This is a genomic window from Oricola thermophila (genome assembly GCF_013358405.1).
In the GTDB taxonomy this organism is placed as follows: domain Bacteria; phylum Pseudomonadota; class Alphaproteobacteria; order Rhizobiales; family Rhizobiaceae; genus Oricola; species Oricola thermophila.
Genome location: NZ_CP054836.1, coordinates 2,490,585 through 2,512,674 on the forward strand (window position 1 = coordinate 2,490,585; position 22,090 = coordinate 2,512,674).

General features: G+C 61.9%; 21 protein-coding genes. 15 read left to right on the forward strand and 6 right to left on the reverse strand.

Annotated features, from left to right (window positions below):
- Window positions 1-4: 4 nt before the first annotated feature.
- Window positions 5-2,062, reverse strand: coding sequence for a hydantoinase/oxoprolinase family protein (locus tag HTY61_RS12040; RefSeq protein ID WP_175277025.1), 2,058 nt, complete (start codon window positions 2,060-2,062; stop codon window positions 5-7).
- 183 nt (window positions 2,063-2,245) lie between these two features.
- On the opposite strand from HTY61_RS12040, the gene leuC reads away from it, so the two are divergent.
- From leuC to HTY61_RS12090, 10 genes are all read left to right on the forward strand, one after another.
- The gene (gene leuC, locus HTY61_RS12045) at window positions 2,246-3,649 is read left to right on the forward strand and encodes a 3-isopropylmalate dehydratase large subunit (protein ID WP_175277026.1); all 1,404 of its coding nucleotides are present in this window, start codon (window positions 2,246-2,248) and stop codon (window positions 3,647-3,649) included.
- Window positions 3,650-3,653: 4 nt separating this feature from the next.
- Window positions 3,654-4,292: a 3-isopropylmalate dehydratase small subunit gene (gene leuD, locus HTY61_RS12050; RefSeq protein ID WP_175277027.1), complete on the forward strand. Its 639-nt coding sequence runs from the start codon at window positions 3,654-3,656 to the stop codon at window positions 4,290-4,292.
- A complete protein-coding gene (locus HTY61_RS12055; RefSeq protein ID WP_175277028.1) occupies window positions 4,292-4,933 on the forward strand; it encodes an isochorismatase family protein in 642 nt (213 codons plus the stop codon). Before leuD ends, HTY61_RS12055 begins: the two co-directional genes overlap by 1 nt.
- Window positions 4,930-5,814 carry an isocitrate lyase/PEP mutase family protein gene (locus tag HTY61_RS12060; RefSeq protein WP_175277029.1) on the forward strand — a complete coding sequence of 295 codons (885 nt, stop codon included), beginning with the start codon at window positions 4,930-4,932 and terminating at the stop codon, window positions 5,812-5,814. Before HTY61_RS12055 ends, HTY61_RS12060 begins: the two co-directional genes overlap by 4 nt.
- A complete protein-coding gene (locus HTY61_RS12065; protein ID WP_175277030.1) occupies window positions 5,807-6,760 on the forward strand; it encodes a 3-hydroxyacyl-CoA dehydrogenase NAD-binding domain-containing protein in 954 nt (317 codons plus the stop codon). Before HTY61_RS12060 ends, HTY61_RS12065 begins: the two co-directional genes overlap by 8 nt.
- A gap of 50 nt (window positions 6,761-6,810) precedes the next feature.
- Window positions 6,811-7,971 (forward strand): iron-containing alcohol dehydrogenase, encoded by a 1,161-nt coding sequence (locus HTY61_RS12070; protein WP_175278532.1) that lies wholly within the window; start codon window positions 6,811-6,813, stop codon window positions 7,969-7,971.
- 493 nt (window positions 7,972-8,464) lie between these two features.
- Window positions 8,465-9,589: an extracellular solute-binding protein gene (locus HTY61_RS12075; RefSeq protein WP_175277031.1), complete on the forward strand. Its 1,125-nt coding sequence runs from the start codon at window positions 8,465-8,467 to the stop codon at window positions 9,587-9,589.
- Window positions 9,590-9,815: 226 nt separating this feature from the next.
- The gene (locus HTY61_RS12080; protein WP_175277032.1) at window positions 9,816-10,883 is read left to right on the forward strand and encodes an ABC transporter ATP-binding protein; all 1,068 of its coding nucleotides are present in this window, start codon (window positions 9,816-9,818) and stop codon (window positions 10,881-10,883) included.
- A complete protein-coding gene (locus tag HTY61_RS12085) occupies window positions 10,876-11,757 on the forward strand; it encodes an ABC transporter permease (protein WP_175277033.1) in 882 nt (293 codons plus the stop codon). The genes HTY61_RS12080 and HTY61_RS12085 overlap by 8 nt, the downstream gene beginning before the upstream one ends.
- A 2-nt stretch (window positions 11,758-11,759) precedes the next feature.
- Complete coding sequence (locus HTY61_RS12090; RefSeq protein ID WP_246272791.1) at window positions 11,760-12,551, forward strand: ABC transporter permease; 792 nt, start codon at window positions 11,760-11,762, stop codon at window positions 12,549-12,551.
- A gap of 25 nt (window positions 12,552-12,576) precedes the next feature.
- Here the strand turns inward: HTY61_RS12090 and HTY61_RS19620 are convergent, their stop codons facing one another.
- The 4 genes from HTY61_RS19620 to HTY61_RS12105 all read right to left on the reverse strand — a co-directional run bounded on the left by HTY61_RS19620 (window position 12,577) and on the right by HTY61_RS12105 (window position 15,814).
- Window positions 12,577-12,699: a hypothetical protein gene (locus tag HTY61_RS19620; RefSeq protein WP_281367544.1), complete on the reverse strand. Its 123-nt coding sequence runs from the start codon at window positions 12,697-12,699 to the stop codon at window positions 12,577-12,579.
- A gap of 224 nt (window positions 12,700-12,923) precedes the next feature.
- Window positions 12,924-14,015 carry a TRAP transporter substrate-binding protein DctP gene (dctP, locus tag HTY61_RS12095; protein ID WP_175277035.1) on the reverse strand — a complete coding sequence of 364 codons (1,092 nt, stop codon included), beginning with the start codon at window positions 14,013-14,015 and terminating at the stop codon, window positions 12,924-12,926.
- A 16-nt stretch (window positions 14,016-14,031) separates the two neighbouring features.
- Window positions 14,032-15,357: a TRAP transporter large permease gene (locus HTY61_RS12100; protein ID WP_175277036.1), complete on the reverse strand. Its 1,326-nt coding sequence runs from the start codon at window positions 15,355-15,357 to the stop codon at window positions 14,032-14,034.
- Entirely contained in the window at window positions 15,347-15,814 is a 468-nt protein-coding gene (locus HTY61_RS12105) for a TRAP transporter small permease subunit (RefSeq protein WP_343045224.1), read from the reverse strand. Before HTY61_RS12105 ends, HTY61_RS12100 begins: the two co-directional genes overlap by 11 nt.
- A 425-nt stretch (window positions 15,815-16,239) precedes the next feature.
- Between HTY61_RS12105 and HTY61_RS12110 the strand changes: the two genes are divergently transcribed.
- Both HTY61_RS12110 and HTY61_RS12115 read left to right on the forward strand, forming a co-directional pair.
- Entirely contained in the window at window positions 16,240-16,593 is a 354-nt protein-coding gene (locus HTY61_RS12110) for a RidA family protein (RefSeq protein ID WP_175277038.1), read from the forward strand.
- Window positions 16,594-16,597: 4 nt separating this feature from the next.
- Window positions 16,598-17,551 carry an ornithine cyclodeaminase family protein gene (locus HTY61_RS12115; RefSeq protein WP_175277039.1) on the forward strand — a complete coding sequence of 318 codons (954 nt, stop codon included), beginning with the start codon at window positions 16,598-16,600 and terminating at the stop codon, window positions 17,549-17,551.
- Window positions 17,552-17,680: 129 nt separating this feature from the next.
- Here the strand turns inward: HTY61_RS12115 and HTY61_RS12120 are convergent, their stop codons facing one another.
- Complete coding sequence (locus HTY61_RS12120; RefSeq protein ID WP_246272792.1) at window positions 17,681-18,736, reverse strand: LacI family DNA-binding transcriptional regulator; 1,056 nt, start codon at window positions 18,734-18,736, stop codon at window positions 17,681-17,683.
- Between the two features lie 191 nt (window positions 18,737-18,927).
- On the opposite strand from HTY61_RS12120, the gene HTY61_RS12125 reads away from it, so the two are divergent.
- The 3 genes from HTY61_RS12125 to HTY61_RS12135 all read left to right on the forward strand — a co-directional run bounded on the left by HTY61_RS12125 (window position 18,928) and on the right by HTY61_RS12135 (window position 22,087).
- Window positions 18,928-20,163 carry an ABC transporter substrate-binding protein gene (locus HTY61_RS12125; protein WP_175277040.1) on the forward strand — a complete coding sequence of 412 codons (1,236 nt, stop codon included), beginning with the start codon at window positions 18,928-18,930 and terminating at the stop codon, window positions 20,161-20,163.
- A gap of 93 nt (window positions 20,164-20,256) precedes the next feature.
- Window positions 20,257-21,150: a carbohydrate ABC transporter permease gene (locus tag HTY61_RS12130; protein ID WP_175277041.1), complete on the forward strand. Its 894-nt coding sequence runs from the start codon at window positions 20,257-20,259 to the stop codon at window positions 21,148-21,150.
- A complete protein-coding gene (locus HTY61_RS12135; RefSeq protein ID WP_175277042.1) occupies window positions 21,143-22,087 on the forward strand; it encodes a carbohydrate ABC transporter permease in 945 nt (314 codons plus the stop codon). Before HTY61_RS12130 ends, HTY61_RS12135 begins: the two co-directional genes overlap by 8 nt.
- Window positions 22,088-22,090 lie beyond the last annotated feature (3 nt).

Genomic DNA, 22,090 nt, shown 5'->3' on the forward strand with positions numbered 1-22,090 from the left:
GATTTCATTCTCCCTTTGCGGTCGGCCAGATCATCAGGTTTCCGAGCGTGTCCACCTCGGCATAGTGATCGGGCAGCAGCACCGTCGTCGTATCGTATTGTCGGATGATTGCGGGCCCTTCGACACGCGCCCCGGCAGCGAGCCGATCACGGTCCACATGCGGGGTATCGACCCACTTGCCGTTGAAATAGCCCGGCTGCGTCTCGATGATGGCCTTGCTGACGTCGGTCGACCCCGAAGCCGGAGGCGCCTCGGCGACCGGCGGCGTCGCGCCCGTGGCGACAACGCGCAAGGCGACGAGCTCGATGGGCAGGTCGAAACGGACACCATAGAGGCGCTCGTGAGTGTCATGGAAATCGGCGAGCGCCGACTCGATACCGGATGCCTCCTCTATCTTGTCGGCAGGCACCTGGATCGTCACCTCGAAGCCCTGCTGCTCGTAGCGCAGATCGAGCGAATAGGTGATGCCGCGATCGGCTTCCGCAACTTCCTGCTCGTCGAGCCATTCGACGGCCTTCCGGCGAAGCTCGGCGAACTGTTCGAACACCTGCGTATCGTCCATGCCCGCGATCGAGCCGATCAGGGTACGCACGAACTCGTTCTTGAACTCGGCTTCGAGGAAACCCAGCGCCGACAGCACGCCCGGATTGTGCGGCACGACAACCGGATAGCAACCAAGGAGCGCCGCAATCGCGTTAGCATGAAGCGGACCGGCCCCGCCGAAGGCGACCATGCCGAAATCGCGCGGATCGAGACCACGCTGAACCGTGATCACCCGCAACGCGCCAAGCATTACCTCGTTGGCGATATCGAGAATGCCCTGGGCGGCCGCTTCCGGACCGAGGCCGATGGCCTTTCCGATGCCGGCGACAGCCTCTCGGGCGCCCTCGACGTCAAGGCTCATGTCACCGCCAAGAAGGCGTGACGGAAGATAGCCGAGCACCACGTTGGCATCCGACACGGTCGGCTCCGTGCCACCGCGACCGTAGGCTACCGGGCCAGGCATCGCGCCGGCGCTGCGCGGTCCGACGCGCAGGGAACTGGTCAGCTCGGACACCTCGGCGATAGAGCCGCCGCCCGCGCCGACGCTTCGGACATCGAGCGTAGGAACCTTGGCGGGGAAAAAGCCCACTTCCGTGGAACGGGAGATCGTGGGTTCGCCGTCGATGATCACGGAGACGTCGGTCGAGGTGCCGCCCATGTCGAAAGCGAGAAGCTTGCTGAGGCCAGTGCGGCGCGCGACCATCGCCGTCGCGGTCACGCCACCGGCCGGTCCCGACAGGACGGTGTGCACCGGACGCGAAGCCGCCGCCTGCGCGCTCATCAGGCCGCCGTCGGAGCGCACGATGTGCAGCTTGGAGTCGACCCCCACCTCGGCCAGGCGCTTCTCGATCCGCGACAGATAACGGGTCATGATCGGACGCACATAGTCGTTCATCACGGTCGTTATGGCGCGGTCATACTCGCGGAATTCCGGCAAGATGTCCGAGGAGAGCGACACGTGCATGTCCGGAAAACGCTCGAGGACGAGTTCGCGAAGGCGCTGCTCATGCGCCGGATTGGCATAGGAGTGCATCAGCGAGATGGTAAGCGCCTCGATACCCGAGCCACAGAGGTCCTCGATCAGTTCGATCGCGCGGGCCTCGTCGAGTTCGCGAGTCACATTGCCCCGGGCATCGATACGCTCGGGAATGCCGCGCGTGTCCTTCAGCGCGGCGAGCGGGTCCGGCTTGTCCATGACGATCCAGCCGAAGAGCGGCCCCGGCGTCCAGGACTTTGCGAGATGCAGCGTGTACTCGAAACCCTCCGTAACAAGAAGGCCGACACGGGCACCCTTACCTTCCAGAACTGCGTTGGTGGCAACGGTGGTGCCATGAAGGACAAGCGATATGTCCGACGGCTTGACGCCTGCCTTTTCGCAAATCAGGCGAACGCCCTCCGAAACACCGATCGACTGGTCCTGCGGTGTGGACGGAGTCTTTGCCCGGTATGTCGTCTTGGTCGCATCGTCCTGAAGAAGCAGATCGGTGAACGTCCCGCCTACATCAACTCCTAGCCTCATTGTCTGTCTCCAAATTCATTCGTTATCCACCGGCCCGGTCGATGGCGCGCTTGCTATTGAATGCGTATTCATGAAATAGTATGGTGACGCCGAAATCAAGCGATATTTCACCCGAATCTTCCGAGCGAAATAGCGGCCCGGAGGAGCGACAAGTATTTGTTTTAAAAGGAGAACCCCCCATAAATGGCGGGACATACCCTGTATGAAAAGATATGGAGCAGGCATGTCGTGACCGATTTCGGGAACGACGAGGCACTGCTCTACGTGGACCGCCACCTGGTGCAAGAGGTGTCCAGTCCGCAGGCATTCGCAGCCCTCGACAAGGCGGGACGCAAGGTGCGCCGGCCGGAGGCTCATATCGCGGTCGCGGACCACGCGGTCCCCACACTGCGAAACGGCGACACCTTCGCCGACGAGCTTGCCCGCAAACAGGTCGAGCGCCTCAATCAGAACGCCGCCAAGCACGGTATCACCTACATACCCATGGACGGTGCCGGGCATGGAATCGTCCACGTGATCGGACCCGAACTCGGCTTCACGCTGCCTGGAGCCGTGCTTGTATGCGGCGATAGCCATACCTGCACCCACGGTGCGTTCGGCTGCATTGCATTCGGCATCGGAGCAAGCGAATGCGCCAGCGTCTTCGCGACCCAGACCCTCCGGCAACGCCGGCAGAAGACGATGCGCGTCAACCTGGAAGGCGGCCTGCCGCACGGCGTCACCATCAAGGATGTCATTCTCGCCCTGATCGCTGAGATCGGAACCGGCGGAGGCGTTGGCTACGCAATCGAATTTTCCGGCTCGACTGTCCGGGACCTGTCGATGGAAGCGCGCATGACGCTCTGCAACATGGCGATCGAGGCAGGCAGCCGCGTCGGCATGGTTGCCCCGGACGAAAAGACGATCTCATACCTGGAAGGCCGGCCGCTCGCGCCGTCGGGAGATGTCTGGCAGGCCGCGGTGAAGGACTGGCTCTCGCTCCGCAGCGACGAGGATGCGGTCTACGACCGGGAGATCACATTCGATACGTCCGCGCTCGCCCCGCAGGTATCCTGGGGCACGACCCCGGAACTGACGTCGCCCGTCACCGGCGTCGTGCCGGACCCGGACGCCGAGCCGAACGAAAACCGCAGCGAGAAGATCAGGAAGAGCCTCGCCTACATGGACCTCAGGCCGGGCACGGCACTCGCCGAAATCGCCATCGATCGGGTCTTCATCGGGTCCTGCACCAACGGCCGTATCGAGGACCTGCGCGCTGCCGCGGGAATTCTCGCCGGGAGGAAAGTCGCAAGCGGCGTGGCGGCGATCGCCGTCCCCGGCTCGGCATCCGTCAAGACGATGGCCGAGGCCGAAGGGCTGCACGAGATATTCCTCGCGGCCGGCTTCGAATGGCGCGATGCGGGCTGCTCGATGTGCGTCGGCATCAACGAGGATCGCCTGGCGGAGGGAGAGCGTTGCGCCTCCACCTCGAACCGGAACTTCGAAGGCCGGCAGGGAATTGGCGGTCGAACCCACCTGATGAGTCCGATCATGGCCGCCGCCGCGGCAATTGCAGGACACATCACCGACGTCAGGGAATTTCTTTGAGACCATGAAAAAGCTGTTGAAACTGCGAAGTGTCGCCGCGCCGCTGTTCGAGAACGCGGTCGACACGGATGTCATCTTCCCGGCGAGGTTCCTGCTCATCCTGGACCGCGACGGGCTCGGCAAATACGCCTTCAATGAAAGAAGGAGCGGCACTTCCCCATTCGTCCTGGACACACCGCCTTACGACAAGGCGGAGATTCTCGTGACCGGGGAAAACTTCGGCACGGGTTCGAGCCGCGAACAGGCCGTCTGGGCATTGGCGGATATCGGCATCCGCTGCGTCATTGCCCGCAGCTTCGGCGAAATCTTCTTCGCCAACTGCTTCAAGAACGGCCTGCTGCCGATCCGCCTCGAAGGCAGCGACATGACGGCCGTCGAACGAGCGGCAAGCGCCGCCGAGCCGGTCACCGTCGATCTCGAAAGCCAGCGCATCGAGCTGGCCGACGGCACGGTCATCCGCTTCGACATCGAACCGAACCGCAAGCGCTCGCTGCTCTCCGGGCTGGACGAGGTAGGCATCATTCTCGCCGAGGAGGTGGCCGCGATCGAGGCTCATGAAGCGCGCCGTGCCGAGACGGCCCCATGGCTCGTGATCGCTTCGCGGCAGTTCGAAAACATACCCCCAAAAGAGGACGCAGCCTGATGAGTACCGAAAGCGATCTCCAGGAAAACTACCGCCGCGCATACGGAAACAGGATCGGTTTCGGCAAGAAGCCCGCGCTCATACTGATCGATTTCGTCGAAGCCTATTTCGATCCCGCATGCGAACTTTACGCTGATGTCGAGGACGCCCTCGCCTCCGCCCTCCGTATACGCGACAAGGCACGCGAGATCGGGATTCCGGTCATTTACACGAATGTCGTCTACCAGGCCGGCGGCGTCGATGGCGGGCGCTTCTTCCAGAAGGCCCTGCCGCTCAGAAACTTCGTTTCCGGGAACCCCATGGGTGCGTGGCCAAAAGGCATGGAAGTCGGCGAGCACGAACTCGTCGTCTCCAAGCAGTACCCGAGCGCCTTCTTCGGCACTTCCCTTGCTGCGACGCTCGCGACCCTGGGCGTGGACACGCTTGTCCATACGGGCCTGACCACGAGCGGCTGCGTGAGAGCCACCTGTGTCGATTGCTGCTCGCACGGCTTCATTCCGATCATCGCCCGCGAAGCGGTCGGAGATCGCCACAGCGCGCCCCATGAAGCGAACCTGTTCGACATGGACGCCAAATACGCCGACGTCGTCAGCGAGGCCGACGTCATCGAATATTTCAACAAGACGGGAAAAAGCCAATGAACAAGCCGAGCCTGCGAGCCGCCCTAGAGACCGGGAACATCGTCGTCGCGCCGGGTATCCACGACATGATCGCAGCCGTGGTCAGCAACAAGATCGGCTTCGACTTCGTCTATTCCTCCGGCTACTGGGGCACGGCATCGGCGCAGGGTATCCCCGACGCCGGAATCGCCACCTACACGGAAATGCTGGATCGGGTGGAAACCCTCTGCCGGACCGCCAATGCCAGCGTCATCGCGGATGCCGATACCGGCTATGGCGGCCTGCTGAATGTCGACCACACCGTTCGCGGCTACGAGCGCGCCGGCGCAGTGGCCATCCAGATCGAGGACCAGGAATTTCCGAAGAAGTGCGGCCACACGCCCAACAAGCGGGTCGTTCCGCGCGAGGACATGATGCGCAAGATCCAGGTGGCCTGCGAAGCGCGCGAGAAGAAGAGCGAAACGCTCATCATCGCCCGAACCGATGCGCGCCAGGTCGAGGGTTTCGATGGCGCGATCCAGCGCGGCCTCGCCTATCGCGACGCGGGCGCGGACATCGTCTTCGTCGAGGCGTTGGAAAGCGAGGAGGAGATGCGGCGCGCATGCGAGCTGATCCCCGCGCCAATGATGGCCAACATGGCCGATGGCGGAAAGACCCCCATTCGTCCCGCCTCGGAGCTCGCCGAAATAGGGTACGCTCTCGCCATCTTCCCGTCGATGACCGGCCTTGCGGCCGCCGCGGCCGTGGAAAACGCGCTGAAGGTACTCAAGGTCGAGGGCACTTCGGCATCGGACAATATCGACCTGTTCGATTTTTCCGAGTTCAACCAGCTGATCGGCTTCCAGTCCGTCTGGGATTTCGAAGCGCGGTGGGCAGAGGTGGAGGATTCCGGTCATGGCTAACGTGGCCTGCATCGGTGTCGGCACCGTGGGAAGCGGCTGGGCGGCCGTTTTCGCGCGGGCCGGACACACGGTGTCCCTGTTCGACGCGAAGGAGGACACGGTATACTCATTCGCAATGCCACGCATCGAGGCGACGCTGCGCCAGCTCCATGAGGCAATGCCCGCAGCCGAGACTCCGGGCGAGATCCTCGACCGCGTCATTCCTTGCGGCAAACTTCGCCAGGCCGTCGAAAACGCCGACTACGTGCAGGAAAGCGTTCGCGAGGACATCGACGTCAAGCGCGCCCTGTTCGACGAGATCGGGCGGCTCGTCCCCGCGACCTGCCTTCTGCTGTCATCTACATCGGCACTGCCCGGTTCTCGCTTCCTGTCGGACATCCCCGCCCCGGAGCGCGCGCTCGTGGCGCATCCGGTCAACCCGCCATCGCACATTCCGCTCGTCGAGCTGTGCGGCACCGGATTGACGGCGCCCGAAAGCATAGAGGCGGCACGCGCCTTCTATATCGACGCCGGAATGGATCCCATCGTTGTGAGAAAGGAAATCGACGGCTTCATTCTCAACCGTCTGCAATACACGCTCGTCGCCGAGGCCATGCATCTTGTCGGCGAGGGCTATTGCACCGCGGAGGAAGTGGACCGCGTGATCACCAGCGGCCTCGCCCTGCGATGGGCATCCATCGGCCCGTTCATGACCGCACATCTCAATGCGCGGGACGGCTTTGCCGGCTTCGTCGGACAACTTGGCCCGATGATGAAGAAAATGGGACAGGACGCGCGCACAGACTACGACTGGGGCCCGGAGATGGTCGAGACCATCCACGGGCAACTGTCGGCATCCCAGCCCGTCGAGACCATTCCCGCGGCCCAGGCATGGCGGGACCGGCGCATCCTCGCGACGCGGAAAATGCAGGCGGGAGACAGGATTCCGGACAAGTCCGACAACTGACGACACAGCAAGGGAGGAGGCCGGCACCGGATGCCGGCGACGCAATGATGATCTCGCCATTTGCCTTTAACACCACCAGGTCGCTGGTCTTCGAGCCCGGCGCGGCCGCGAAGCTGGCGGAAGCCGCCGGCGCCATCGTCGGAACGGCATGCCTCTTCGTCACCGATCCCGGGTTGCGGAAGCTCGGCCTCTGCGACCCGGCGATCGCCTCCCTCGAGGCGGCCGGAATCGCCGTGACGGTATTCGACGCGGTCGAAGCGGATCCGAGCCTCGCCACGCTGATTGCCGCCGTCGACGTCGGCCGTTCGGCGAGGGCTAGCGGCGTTGTCGGTTTCGGCGGCGGATCGTCGCTCGACGTGGCCAAGCTCGCGGCGCTCCTTATCGGTTCCGGGGAGGAACTCGACGAGGCCTGGGGCGTCGGCAACGCGAAGGGCCCTCGCCTGCCGCTCGTCCTGGTCCCGACCACGGCGGGAACCGGCTCCGAGGTCACCCCGGTCTCGATCATCACGGTCGGCGAGGAGGAAAAGCGCGGCGTGTCCTCGCCGGTCATCCTGCCGGACCTGGCGGTGCTCGATCCCGGCCTGACGCTCGGCCTGCCGCCCGCCATCACGGCGGCGACCGGCGTGGACGCGATGGTTCACGCGATCGAGGCCTATGCCTCGAAAAGCGCCAACAACAACCCGTTGTCGAAACTGCTGGCCCGCGAGGCGCTTCGCCTCCTGGGCGCGAACATCGAGACTGCAGTCTTCGACGGGAAGAATGTCGACGCGCGCGGCGCCATGCTGCTCGGCTCGATGCTGGCGGGGCAGGCTTTCGCCAACTCGCCGGTGGCCGCCGTCCACGCGCTGGCCTATCCGATCGGTGGCACCTTCCACGTGCCGCACGGACTTTCCAACGCGCTGGTACTGCCTCACGTGCTGCGCTTCAACGCGCCGGAAGCCGCCTCGCTCTATGCCGAAATCGCCCATGACGCCTTCCCTCACCTGGAACGCGACAGCGGCGATCAGGCGATATGCGCCGCCTTCGTCGAGGAACTCGCAGACCTGTCGAAGAGGCTTGGCATGCAGACCCGGCTGCGCGATGTCGGCATCCCCGACACCGCACTGGAAAAGATGGCATCAGACGCAATGCTGCAACAGCGCCTTCTGGTGAACAATCCGCGCGAGGTAAGCGAACGGGACGCTCTTGCGATATACAGGGCGGCCTGGTGACGCCAGCGCGCGAAGCCGACAACCCGCGGCGGCGGCACCAGTTCCGTGCCTATCGCGATCCTGCTTCTGTCATGTCCGGGCATGCATCGAAGGGCTGCCTTTCGAACTGAACCGATCCGCCTTGTCCCGGCGGCAGGAGCCGAAAGGGACCACCATGCCGCTCCGGGAAAGCCCGGCAAGGCAGCACTGAATGCCTCGACACACTCCCGGCAAATCAGCCGCGAACCCAGCTACGGTTTCGCACGGCCGCCGAACCGGCCCACTCTATGCTCGGTCACTCGTGGGCGCGCCCGAGAGACCGGAATGGAAGTACGCACCGTATTGCACCTGCCCGCCGGTTGACGCCCGGAAAAACTCGGGTCAATGTCTCGTTCCGCGCGCCACGCCAATCCGGGATGATGGCCGGTCTTGCAAAGGCTCTTTCGTCATCCAAGAGTTACACGAGGGGCTTAGTTGCTGCGCATGAAGCAACATCAAACGGGAGTATTGTGACATGAGTCTGGTAACACGCCGCACGTTCACGAAGGGCATCACTTCCCTCGCGGGGGCATCACTGGCTGCGCCATTCATCTCGCGGGCCTATGCGCAGGGCTCCTCCGGCACGGTCAACATTTTTGCCTGGGCCGGCTACATCAATGACGAGATGCTGGCCGCCTTCGAGAAGGCCACCGGCATCAAGGCCAATTTCACGCCGTACGGGACCAATGACGAGCTTCTGAACCAGCTTCGCGCCAACAATGGCGGCGGCTTCGACATCATCTGGCCAACGGTCGACCGCGTACCGAACTATGTCGAATTCGATCTCGTTCAGCCGATCGACGAGTCCAAGGTGGAGGTGGACCGGTGCCTGCCCAGCGCCTGGAAAAACTCCGAGAATCTCGGCGCCGTCATCGACGGCAAGCGCTATCAGGTGCCGACAGACTGGGGCACCGAGGCGATCAGCTACGACAAGGATCAGGTGCCGCTCGAATATGGCTCGGCCTCTTATGGCGACATCTGGAAGCCCGAGATGCAGGGCAAGGCCACCGTGCGCGGTCATTCGGCTCTTGTCGGCCTCGGGCTCTGGCTGGAAGGCGAGGGCAAGTTGCCCATGCCCATGATCGAGGCCTTCAAGTCCGAAGAGAACATGGTGAAGATCTATGACGTGATCCTCGCCGAAGCGATCGCGCGCAAGGCCAACATCGCGCAATTCTGGTCGAATGAGAACGAGGCCCAGGGCGCCTTCCGCGTCAATGGCTGCGTGGTCGGCCAGACCTGGGATTCGACGGCAGCCGCGCTCGCCAAGGAAGGTTTGCCCATCGGGTTCATCGCCCCGAAGGAAGGCGCGCTCACATGGATGGAAGGCGTGTGCATCCCCAAGGGGGCGGAGAATATCGAGCAGGCCTATGCCTTCATCAACTGGTTCCTGACGCCCGAGGCAGGGGCAATGTACACCAACACCACCTCGATCAACTCCACCGCGGTCGGCGCGGCCGAACTCACGTCCGACGACGCCAAGGCGTTCTTCGCCGCCGCCTATCCGGACGACGCACTCGACAAGCTGTGGTGGTGGCCGATCCAGGAAAGCTGGTTCGTTGCCAAGCGCAACGAATATCAGGACCGGTTCCTCTCGGCCTGATCCGGCCAACATTGCCGCATAACCGCCTTTCTGCTAAATCCCCGGGAGCCTGGGACCGCCCAGGCCCCCGGGCGATGTGCCGTTTTCCGCGCATGCGCGGAGAGTGCAGTCCCGGCCAACCGACAATTGCCGACAACTTGACCGGGGAACGTCAACAGGGGGACATGGCTCAGGCAATTCACCATAATCACGCGAATCCCGTTTTTCTCACACCTTTCGATTGCCCATGTCTCAGCCGGTAGATCTGCAAAACGTCAGCATGATTTTTGGCGATACCCGCGCCGTCAACGACGTGTCCTTCACGGTGGCTGCGGGAGAATTCTTCTCCATTCTCGGCCCCTCCGGCTGCGGAAAGACGACGCTCCTGCGCATCATCGCCGGTTTCCTTCAGCCGGCGGAGGGAAAGGTCCTAATCGGCGACAGCGACATGACGGGCCTCGGCCCCGACCAGCGCCCGACCGCCATGATCTTCCAGTCGCTCGCTCTCTTTCCGCTGATGAGCGTGTGGGAAAACATAGCATTCGGCCTCGAGGCGCGCGGCATGGCCAAGGCCGCCCGCCGGGCGAAGGCGGAGGAACTGCTGACGCTCGTGGCCCTGGAGGGCTATGGCGATCGCATGCCTGGCGAGCTTTCGGGCGGACAGCGCCAGCGCGTGGCCATTGCCCGCGCACTGGCGGTGGAACCGCAGGTGCTTCTTCTCGACGAACCGCTTTCCGCACTCGACCTCAAGCTGCGCCAGCACATGCGCTCGGAGTTGCGCGCGCTGCAGAAGCGCACGGGCGTCACGTTCATCTACATCACGCATGACCAGTCCGAGGCACTCGCCATGTCGGACCGCGTCGCCGTCATGAGCGCAGGCATCCTGCAGCAGGTCGGCTCGCCGCGCGAACTCTATGACAACCCGGCCACGCCATTCGTTGCCCGGTTCGTCGGAGAGACAAACACGATCGCCGGCAAGGTCACGACGATCGAGAAGGGCATCGCGTCGCTTGATACGCCATACGGGGTGCTGCGCGGGCGCGTCGGCCACGGGCTTTCGACCGGCATGCCTGCCAGGCTTTACGTGCGCCCGGAAGCGCTGGCGCACGGGTCGAAGGACGAAAACAAACTCACCGCGACCATCGGGCGTATCGACTTTGAAGGCGCCTTTGCGCTGGCTCACGGGAAGCTGCCGGACGACAGTCCCCTGATCGCCTCTATCGCCAGCATCCAGCTCGGCAACTCGCCGACCGCCGGAAGCAGCGCGACATTCGGGTTCCGAGCCGAAAACGCAGTGGTGCTGCCCGATGTCTGATCTCTACCACCGCTTCGGCGGCGGACTCACCACCATTTTCATCGGCCTGGTGCTCGCCTGGCTAGCGGGGATGGTGCTCGCGCCGAACCTGATGATGATCGACTACGCGCTGCGACCGAATCTGCCGCCGGCGGATATCGGCGGCCCGCGCGATGTCTACTCGCTCGACAACATCCTCTACCTGGCGAACGAAGGCGTCCACCGCGCCATCTTCTACAAGACGATCTGGGCGAGCGCGCTGGTTGCATTCCTCACCCTGATCGTTTGCTATCCGATTGCCTACTGGCTGGCACAGACGGCAAGCCCCAACCAGACAGTCATCGTCCTGATTGCCCTGACCATCCCCTTCTGGATCAACGAGGTTCTGAGAACCCTCGCATGGTACATCCTGCTCGCCTTCCGAGGGCCCCTCAATGCGCTGTTGCTTTTCCTTGGCGTCATCGATGAACCGGTGCGCTGGTACGGCAATGCCGGCGTGTTGGCGGGCATGGTCTATGCCTACATCCTGTTCATGCTGTTCCCGATCTACAATGCCATTGAATCCCTCGACAAGTCGCAGATCGAGGCGGCGAGGGATCTCGGTGCGTCCACCTGGCGCACGCACCTGCGCGTGGTCATCCCGCACGCCAAGGCCGGCATAGCGACAGGTTGCGTTTTCACATTCATGCTTGCGGCGGGCAGCTATGTTGCACCCGCTCTGCTCGGGGCCCCGGGCAGCCGCTGGTTCACCGAGATCATTTACAACTGGTTCTTCGAGGGGGGCGACTGGAACCGGGGCGCGGCCTATGCGCTGGTGCTCCTGGTCCTGTGCCTGGTCGTGGTTCTGGCCACGCTCAAGCTTGCCCGCGTCAACCTGACGGATGTGGCGAAATGAGCATGGCAGACCGTATACTGCGAGGGCTGTTCGGCTTTTATTTCGCGGCCTTCTTCGTTTACCTGTTCGCACCGCTCGTCATAATGGCGGCGGCCACCTTCAACACGAGCCGCTTTCCCACGGTCACGCCTTGGCGCGGCACAACGCTCGAGTGGTTCAACCAGCTCGCCGCCGATACCGGCATGTGGCAGGCACTATGGACCTCGTTCATCGTCGCCGTTCTGGTGGTGCTCGTGTCGGTGCCCATCGGAACCGCAGCCGCGCTCGTGCTCACCAGCCTTCACGCCCGGGCCCGCAGCTTCATGTACGCGGTGATGGTCTCCCCGCTGCTGACCCCCGGTGTCGTCATCGGCATCTCGACGCTCGTGCTATGGCGCCAGCTGGGCGTTGGCGGCGGGCTCTTCCTCATCGTGCTCGCGCAATCCACGTTCATCATCTGCTATGTGATGCTCATGGTGATCGCCCGCCTGCAACGCTTCGATCGCACGCAGGAGGAAGCTGCCATCGGCCTCGGGGCCTCCCGCTTCATGGTATTCCGTCGTGTGCTGCTCCCCTTCCTGAAGCCTGCCCTCATAGCGGCCGGCTTTCTGGCCGTGCTGCAATCCATCGAGAATTACAACACCACGCTCTTTGTACGCGGCTTCGAGACACCGCTTACGGTGTTCATAGCCACCAAGGTGCGCACGGGGCTTACCCCTGCGGTCAACGCGCTTGCGCTTATCATGATCGCGGTCACCATCGTCGGTGCCGTAATCTATGAAGTTGTGCGACGACGCTCCGAACGACAGAGATGAAGCCCGGATTTGCTCGGATCGCAAATCATCCCGTCTCGCCGGAGACTCTAGGAGGCGCAAGGCGGCTGTCGAGCAGATCGACGGCTTCCTCCGCAATCGGATAGGCTACATAGCTCAGCGCTGCGTTCAGCGAAATATGAAGCAGCACAGACTGCCGACCCGCATCGTGAGCCAGATGTCACAGATCCAGCACCTCTCCGGCAATCAACGCCGAACCAAGATCCGCTCCCGGCATCAACGCCAACACCGAGGATGCCGCCAAGCGGAAAATCACGGCGTCGGCCAAGCGCAGGCATCGCCGTGTCCGACCACAAACAGAAGAGCCGCCCGGCCGGGCGGCTCTCCACTTCATCGACAATCAGGCGTCCGGCCTCAGTTGCCGGCACACTCGCGAATCTTCTCGATGTCCGGGCCGCTCGGCGTGCGGCCCAGGTTGAACGGCGCCGACGCTTCGCGCCAGTTCTTGTAGTCGTCGAGATATTCGAGCTGGCTGAGATACACCTTGGCCGAGGTCGGGTTCTCGCATGCGACTTCCACGATAACCTCGTTGGCCATGTTCTGGATATTAGCCAGCGTCTCGTCATCGTAACGGGTGATTTCGATGCCCGCGTCCTTGAACTTCTGGTAAGCCTCGTTCGCCCGGTACTCGGTAAATGCGAGCGACCAGAGCATCGTCGCATTCGCGGCGATCTTGAGCTTCGCCTGCGTTTCCGGCGAGAGGGCATCCCATGCGGCCTTGTTGATCATCACGCCGAAAACCGAGGCCGATTGGTGCCAACCGGGAGTCGCCCAGTTGGTTGTCACCTGCTGAAAGCCGCCCGACCAGTCCACATTCGGGGTCGAAAATTCGGCACCATCGATCACGCCACGCTCAAGCGCCTGGTAGATCTCGCCACCGGCCATTGACACCTGGTTGCCGCCCAGCTTCTCAAGCAGGCGCCCCTGCTCCAGACCAGACAGGCGCAGGCGCATGCCCTGCAGGTCTTCAGTGGTCTCGATCTTCTTCTTCGTGCGGAAACCGGATTCGTTGTTGGTCACGCCATAGGGCAGGTAAACCATGCCGAAGCGACCATAGACCTCGTTGTATATTTCCGCGCCGCCCCATTCCTGAATCCAGTTCACGTAGTCCACCGCGTTGAACAGGCTGGGATGGGTCGCCAGCGGCGAGAATGCAGCATCGCGACCGGCCCAGTAACCCGGCCAATCAGCGCCGGCCTGCACGGTACCGGACTGAACGGCCCCGAAAACCTCGCCGGCGGGCACCAGACTGCCACCATCGAAGAACTCGATCGTCAACTCGCCCTTGGTCAGCACATTGGCCGTCTCGACGAACTTGCGGTCCATCTCGATAAGCTCGAGCGAGGACGGCCAGACCGTGGTCATGGTCCAGCTCTCTTCCGCAGCTGCAGGCAGGGCCGAAACCAGCGCGACCGCCGCTGCGATCATGCCAGATGATAGCTTCATGGGTACCTCCACTTGGTTAGGACTGGGTGTAAAGAACTTCCGGCAACCAGGTCACCAGCCCAGGGAACACCGCGATCAGCACACACATCGCGATTATGAGCCCGATGAACGGCATGACGCCGACTATGATATCCGAAGTGCTCACGCTGCGCGGCGCAATGGCGCGCAGATAGAACAGCGCGTAGCCGAAAGGCGGAGACAGGAACGAGGTCTGAAGCACGACCGACATCAGCACGACAAACCACAGCAGGTTCACATCCATTTCGGACACAATGGGGAGGAAGATCGGGAACGACAGCAGGACGATTCCCGTCCAATCCAGGAACATGCCGAGGACGAACACGATGAACATCATCGTCGCGATCAGCATCCACGGTTCCATATCCAGACCACGGATCAGGTTTTGCGCAGCCGTCAGTCCACCGGTGATGTTGAACACGCCGGTAAACGCCGTTGCACCCACAACGATAAACAGGATCATCGCCGAGGTCCGCGCCGTCTCCCGCATCGCTCCGAAAAAGGTGTTCCAGGCGAACCTCCTGCGCGCGATGACTATGAACAGCGCCAGCGCCGCCCCAATGGCCGAGGCCTCGGTCGCGGTGGCAATGCCAAGGATCATCGAGCCGAGAATGCCGAAAATCAGTAGCAGCGGCGGCACTGCCTCGACCAGCAGCATGCGCACCAGGTCTCCACGACTCACCTTTTCCTCAAGCGACACGGCAGGCGCAAGCTCGGGCCGGAATATGGCCACCAGTGTCACGTAACCGGCATAGATCAGCCCAAGAACAACGCCCGGCAACAGGGCGCCGGCGAACAGTTCGCCGACGGACAGCGGCGAGTATGACGCCATCAGTATCAGCATGATCGAAGGCGGAATCAGGATGCCGAGACAGCCGGAGGCCGCGATCACGCCCGATGTAAGCCGACGGGAATAGCCATATTGCAACATGGGCTTCAGTGCCATCACGCCCATCACCGTGATCGATGCACCGATGATGCCGGTCGTCGCGGCCAGCAAGATCGAGATGAAGACCACCGCCAGCGCCAGTCCACCCTTGACCGGGGCCATCAGCAGACGCAACGCCTCGAACATGCGGTCGGTCACGCCCGAGTCCGACAGGAACCGCGCCATCAGCACGAAAAGGGGAATGGCGATCAGGGTATAGTTGTCGAGAACATCCCCGAAAATTCGGTTGATGACAATGCCCAGCACCATCGGCTTGCCCGCTATGATCGCGCCCAGAACCGCAGTGCCGCCGAGCACGAACGCAAGCGGATGCCCCATGAACAGGCCGAGCAGCAACAGCCCGGCCATGATCAGGCCAATCGTCTCACCGCCCATCAGGTGTCGGCTCCGTCTTGTCGAGAATGAGTTTCAGGACCTCGCTCACGCCCTGGATCAGCAGCAGTGCCGCCGCGACCGCCATGGCGATCTTGAGTGGGTAGACCGGAAGCTGAACCGCTCCATAGGTCGTTTCACCCTGCCGCCACGAGGTCATGGCAAACTTGTAGCTCCCGGACGCGAATATCCAGGCGAAGGGGAGGAAGAAGACCAGGTATCCGGCAAGATCAAGCATGCGGCGGGGCAGGCCCGACAGCCGGTCAAGCACGAGGTCAACCCTGACATGAGATTGATGCCGCAAGGCATAACCGCCAAGCATGACGAAATAGAATCCGAACAATTGCTTGGTAACGTCAAACGCCCACCTGGTCGGCGCGCGAAAACCATAACGCAGAACTACATCATATATTATTATCGCAGCAAATATGACCGCAAATACAGCCACTATTCTTCCCACAACCTCATTGAGGCCGTCGATCAAGCGGATAACCAAGCCCCTCCCCCTTAGTTATTGCGATCTTTCGAATATTGCCAGTTACGGAGAGGCGCCAAAAATGTCAATATCACTCGTGGATTACGCAGTATCGACCCCAGCCATCCCTGTTTCAGCGGCCGGTCCTGTCCCCGCAGGCGCAAAACACATTTCGCCTCCGCAATGTTCCCCCCTCTCGTCGAAACCCCGATGCCGGATCTCAACCATGACAATTTTTTGCAGCACAGCTTGACTTGATCACCAATCCCGACGATCCCCGCGGCATGGCGGAGCATGCCGCTCGGAACCGGGATAGACTCGGTCGGCACCGTGACGATCGGCATGTTCTCGCTTGCCGGAGTCACCGGGCTGAAGCCGGTCACCACAACACTTGATACGGAGAGGGTCGAATGACCGAGACAGTCAAACGTCACCATACTGGCAAACGCATGTCCCAGATCGTGGTTCACGGCGACACGGTCTATCTGGCAGGCCAGGTCGGGCGTCCGGAGGGATCCGTCGCGCAACAGACCCGGGACTGTCTCGATGCGATCGAAAGGCTGCTCGACGAGGCGGGATCGGACAAGACCCGCATTCTCCAGGCGATCATCTGGCTTGCCGACATGGCCGATTTCGAGGAGATGAACGCCGTATGGGATGCCTGGGTACCGGAAGGTCACGCACCCGTCCGCGCCTGCGGCGAGGCGAGGCTCGCGGCGCCCGAATACAAGGTCGAGATCATCATCACGGCGGCCAGCAGGTAGATCCATGGTCGCTCCCCTGCGCTATATCGACAGCAGCGCCCTGCCTTCCGGTTTCGGCTGGAGACAGGTGGTGGACGCATTGGCAAGCGGCCACCGGCTTCCGCGCGCACAAATCCGCGACCAGTTCCTCGGTCGCGGAGACGATGCATGCGTCAACCGGGCCGCATGGATCGAGGGGCTCGGCATCGGCGTCAAGTCGTTCACGGTATTTCCAGGCAACCAGAGCGAAGGCAGGCCGTCTGTCCAGGGTGCGATGCTCGTCTTCGACGACCGGACCGGATCGCCGCTTGCGATAATCGACAGCGGGTTGATCACCTACTGGAAGACTGCAGCCGATTCTCTCCATGGCGCCATGCACCTGGCCCGGCCGGACAGCCGCACCCTTCTCATCGTCGGTACAGGCGTCGTGGCCGAAAGCCTGATCGATGCATACCCGGCCTGTTTCCCCGGTCTCGAGCGCATCCTGCTATGGGGTCGCAATCCGGGAAAGAGCCGCGCGCTGGCGGCGCGCCACCGCAAAGGAGCGACCGTTGTCGAGCCCGTCGAAGATCTTGCCGCGGCCGCGGCAGAAGCCGACATCATCTCCACTGCCACGATGAGCAAAACGCCAATCCTGAAGGGCGACTGGATCCGGCCGGGCACACACGTGGACCTGATCGGTGCCTTCAAGGCGGACATGCGGGAAGCCGACGACACCGTCCTCAGAAAGGCGCGCATCTTCGTGGACAGCTACGACACGACCATCGAGCATATCGGCGAACTCCTCATTCCCCTCGAAGAGGGCACGATCTCGCGCAAGGACGTTCTCGGGGACCTGTACGATCTCGAGCAGGGCGGGACGGGCAGGCAGGGCCCCGGCGACATCACAGTGCTCAAGAATGGAGGCGGCGCTCATCTGGACCTGATGACCGCACGAGCTTTGATGGACTGGACCGAGAACGCGGAAGCCGACTCCTAGCCGATGGGGCGGCAATGAAAGGTCGCCTTCATCGTCTCTGCCCGCGCCTGCGTACAGCAGCGTCCCGCCTACCCAGCTGCGCCGCAATGTACCGGCGGTTTGTACTTACCACGACTTCCGCGATCATCCCTATCGGGGAGCGCCTGTCGAACCGCGGACAACCAACTCCACCGGTATCATTTCCCTGTAATCGCTAAGCACCGTACTGCTACCTTCGACGAGCCGGATCAGGAGACGTCCCGCAGCAACTCCCAATTCAGTTCGCGGCTGACGGATTGTCGTCAAAGTAGGTATGAAATGTCGGGCGATTTCGATATCGTCAAACCCGACGACGGAAACATCTTCCGGCACTTTCACACCGCTTTCATGCAGGCCCGAGATGAAGCCGAGGGCCATCTCGTCGCTTGAGCAGAATACTCCCGTCGGACGATCATCCAGCGCCAGCCACTGCTCGGCCACGCGGCGGCCGCTGGCAAGCGAGAAATCTCCGTCAAAGAACCAATCCGGCCGGACGGCAAGCCCATGGCCGATGATCGCATCCCGAGTTTCCGCCGAGCGCACTTGTGTAAGGATGTTGTCGGCAGGACCGCGAATATGACCGATACGCGTGTGCCCAAGCTCGACGAGATGGGAAACCGCCATTGATGCACCGGCGATATTGTCGGCACGGATGCTCGGCATGGGAACAGTATCGTTCCACTCGCAGGCATAGATTATCGGCGGCAATGCCCCTTCGGCTTGAGGAAAGGCCGATATTATCTCGGGCAACGCCCCGTCGAGCGATATGATACCGTCTGCCCTTCCGCGATGAAGATAGTCGAAAACGAGACCGGCCGGCACGGCCGAATGCTTTGTATCAGCGACCAGTACGCTAAGCCCCGCGGCGGCTAGCGTGACCTCGATACCCGACAAGATCTCCGAGAAGAACGGATTGCCGAGGTTCGGAACGAGTACGACGACAGCGCCGGTGCGCTGCCGCCTCAGATTGCGGGCGGCAAGATTGATGCGATAGCCAGTCCTGACGGCCGCTTCCACAACGGCCTTGCGCGTCGACTCTGCAACGGTATCCGGCCGGTTCAGCGCGCGGCTGACGGTGGCCGTAGAGACGCCAGCGAGCCTGGCAACATCCTTGATCTTTGGCGCGCGCATCGTCGGCTTTCCGTCTAAGTTCCCGTCGAAATTCATTTTTTTCAAAGCTCAAAAAAAAGATTTGACTCAATCGAAATTCGCCAGCAACCTATAATGTAATCGATTGCAACGGAATGGGGCAATCCCATTTTGTAATCGATTACATCGGTGGGAGGCCGATGAATGGAGGTCGCCGGCGCGCTTGTCGCACTGACAACGCCGGCAAACAGGCAAAACGGGAGGAAACCATGAAGTTCATGAGGACGATGCTTGCGAGCGCGAGCGTACTTGGCTTGTCGGTGGTCAATGGCGGCGCCGCGGACCTGGAAGTGACCCACTGGTGGACGTCGGGCGGCGAAGCTGCCGCAGTCGCGGAATTCGCGAAGGCCTTTAACGCCACAGGCCACAAATGGGTCGACGGTGCGATCGCGGGTTCCGGCGGTACGGCACGTCCGATCATCGTCAGCCGCATCATCGGTGGAGACCCAATGGGGGCCTTTCAGTTCAACCACGGTCGCCAGGCCGAAGAGCTGATCGAGGCCGGCTTGCTACGCGACATGACCGAAATCGCTGAGGCCGAGGGCTGGCGCGATGTGGTCAATCCGCCGTCGCTGCTTGACGCCTGCACCGTCGACGGCCGAATCTATTGTGCACCCGTCAACATCCATTCGTGGCAGTGGCTGTGGCTTTCCAACAAGGCATTCGAGGATGCCGGGGTTGCTGTTCCGACCAACTGGGACGAGTTTGTTGCTGCAGCGCCGGCACTTCGGGAAGCCGGCAAGCTGCCGCTTGCCCTCGGTGGTCAGCCCTGGCAAAGCTCCGGCCTTTTCAACGTGCTGATGGCCACGTTGGCCGGACCCGAAATTCTCGAGAAAATCTACGGCGAGGGAGATACCGAGCTGGCTGCGGGACCGGAAATGGCACGTGTCTTCCAGGCTGCTGCCGATGCCCGATCGATGGCCGATGGATCGAACGTCCAGGACTGGAACCAGGCCACGAACCTCGTGATCACCGACCAGGCCGGAGGACAGATCATGGGTGACTGGGCGCAGGGCGAATTTGCCGTTGCCGGTGAAAGTGCAGGTTCGGACTACAGCTGCCTGCCGGGCCTGGGCGTACACGAAGTCATTTCCACCGGCGGTGATGCCTTCTACTTCCCCGTCGTCGACGACCCGGAAATCACCGAGGCGCAGAATGTGCTGGCCAAGACCCTGCTGGCGCCGGAGACCCAGGTGAACTTCAACCTCAAAAAGGGTTCGCTTCCGATCCGCGGCGACATCGACCTATCCGCAGCGAACGACTGCATGAAGAAGGGGCTGGAAATCCTCGCCGCCGGCAAAACGATGCCGGACGTGAACATGCTGAACACGGAAGACACCAACAACCAGCTGAACGACCTGTTCGTCCAGTTCTTCCAGGATTCGTCGATCACGCCCGAAGCGGCACAAGAGCGGTTCGTCGAAATCGTCAAGAACAAGGACTGATCCTCTCCCGGGCATGACTTATGCCTTCCGCCGGCCCGTCTGCGGGCGGGTCGGCGGTAGCCTCGAACAAGGTCAACAAGGAGACGACCGGTCATGACGCTGCACCCGCGTCCTGTTCGGCTATTCCGCAACCTGAATGCGAAGATAGCCGCGATCCCGATGATCCTGACGGCACTGTGCATCTTTCTCGGCGGCACGGTCTGGACCATCGTCTATTCCTTTACAGGCTCCAAGCTCCTGCCTCGCATGAAGTTTGTGGGCCTCGACCAATATGAGCGGCTCTGGAGCACGGAGCGCTGGATCGTATCGATCGAGAACCTTCTCATCTACGGAATATGTTCTCTCGTCTTCAGCCTCGTTATCGGTTTCCTGCTGGCGGCACTGCTCGACCAGAAGATCCGGTTCGAGAATACGTTCCGGACCATCCTTCTCTACCCCTTCGCGCTCAGCTTCATCGTTACCGGTCTCGTCTGGCAATGGCTTCTCAACCCGGATTTCGGTGTTCAGAACATCATCCGCAAGTTGGGTTGGGAGAGCTTTTCGGTCGACCCACTCTATGACGCGGACATCGTAATCTACGGCATTCTCATTGCAGGGCTGTGGCAGGGAACCGGCCTTATCATGTGCCTGATGCTGGCCGGTCTGCGAGGCATCGACGAAGACGTGTGGAAAGCGGCCCGGGTCGACGGGATACCGACCTGGAAAACCTACCTCTTCATCATCATTCCGATGATGCGACCGGTCTTCATCACGACGCTCGTGATCATCGCGTCCGGGATCGTGCGCGTCTATGACCTCGTCGTCGCGCAGACCAGCGGCGGACCCGGCATCGCTTCTGAAGTGCCGGCAAAATATGTCTACGACTACATGTTCCAGGGCCAGAACCTTGGCCAGGGCTTCGCTGCGTCGACAATGATGCTTCTTTCCGTGCTGATTGTCCTCGTACCGTGGGCATATCTCGAATTCGGGAGCAAGAAACATGGCTAGCCCGGCAACGATCGAGACGGCAGCGGCCGACAAGTCACCTTCCGACGCGCGCCTGCTCGACGGACCGCACGGACCAAGACCGCGTCCGCGGATCTCGAGACGAAACATCTTCCTCTACGGGACGCTCATCGTCGTTTCGCTCTACTACCTTTTGCCGCTCTATGTGATGATCGTCACGTCGCTGAAGGGCATGCCGGAAATCCGTCTCGGCAACATCTTCGCGCCGCCATTGGAGATCACCTTCGAGCCATGGGTGAAGGCCTGGGCGGAGGCATGCACCGGCCTCAACTGCGACGGGCTTTCGCGCGGTTTCTGGAATTCCGTGCGGATCACCGTGCCTTCGGTATTCCTGTCGATCGCGGTGGCCTCGGTGAACGGATACGCACTGGCCAACTGGCGCTTCAAGGGCGCCGACGTGTTCTTCACCATCCTCATCTTCGGAGCGTTCATCCCCTACCAGGTAATGCTCTACCCGATCGTCATCATCCTGCGGGAAATCGGCCTCTACGGCACATTGTCGGGCCTCGTGCTCGTGCACACGATCTTCGGAATGCCGATCCTCACTTTGCTGTTCCGCAACTACTTCACTTCGCTGCCGGAAGAGCTGTTCAAGGCAGCGCGTGTCGATGGCGCTGGTTTCTGGGGAATCTATTTCCGGATCATGCTGCCGATGAGCCTTCCGATCTTCGTGGTCGCGATGATCCTGCAGGTCACGGGCATCTGGAACGATTTCCTGTTCGGCGTCGTCTACACCAAGCCCGACACCTATCCGATGACCGTGCAGCTCAACAACATCGTCAACTCGGTCCAGGGCGTGAAGGAATACAACGTCAACATGGCCGCAACGCTGCTCACCGGGCTCGTCCCGCTCTTCATCTACTTCGTATCCGGCAAACTGTTCGTGCGCGGCATCGCGGCCGGCGCCGTGAAAGGTTGAATA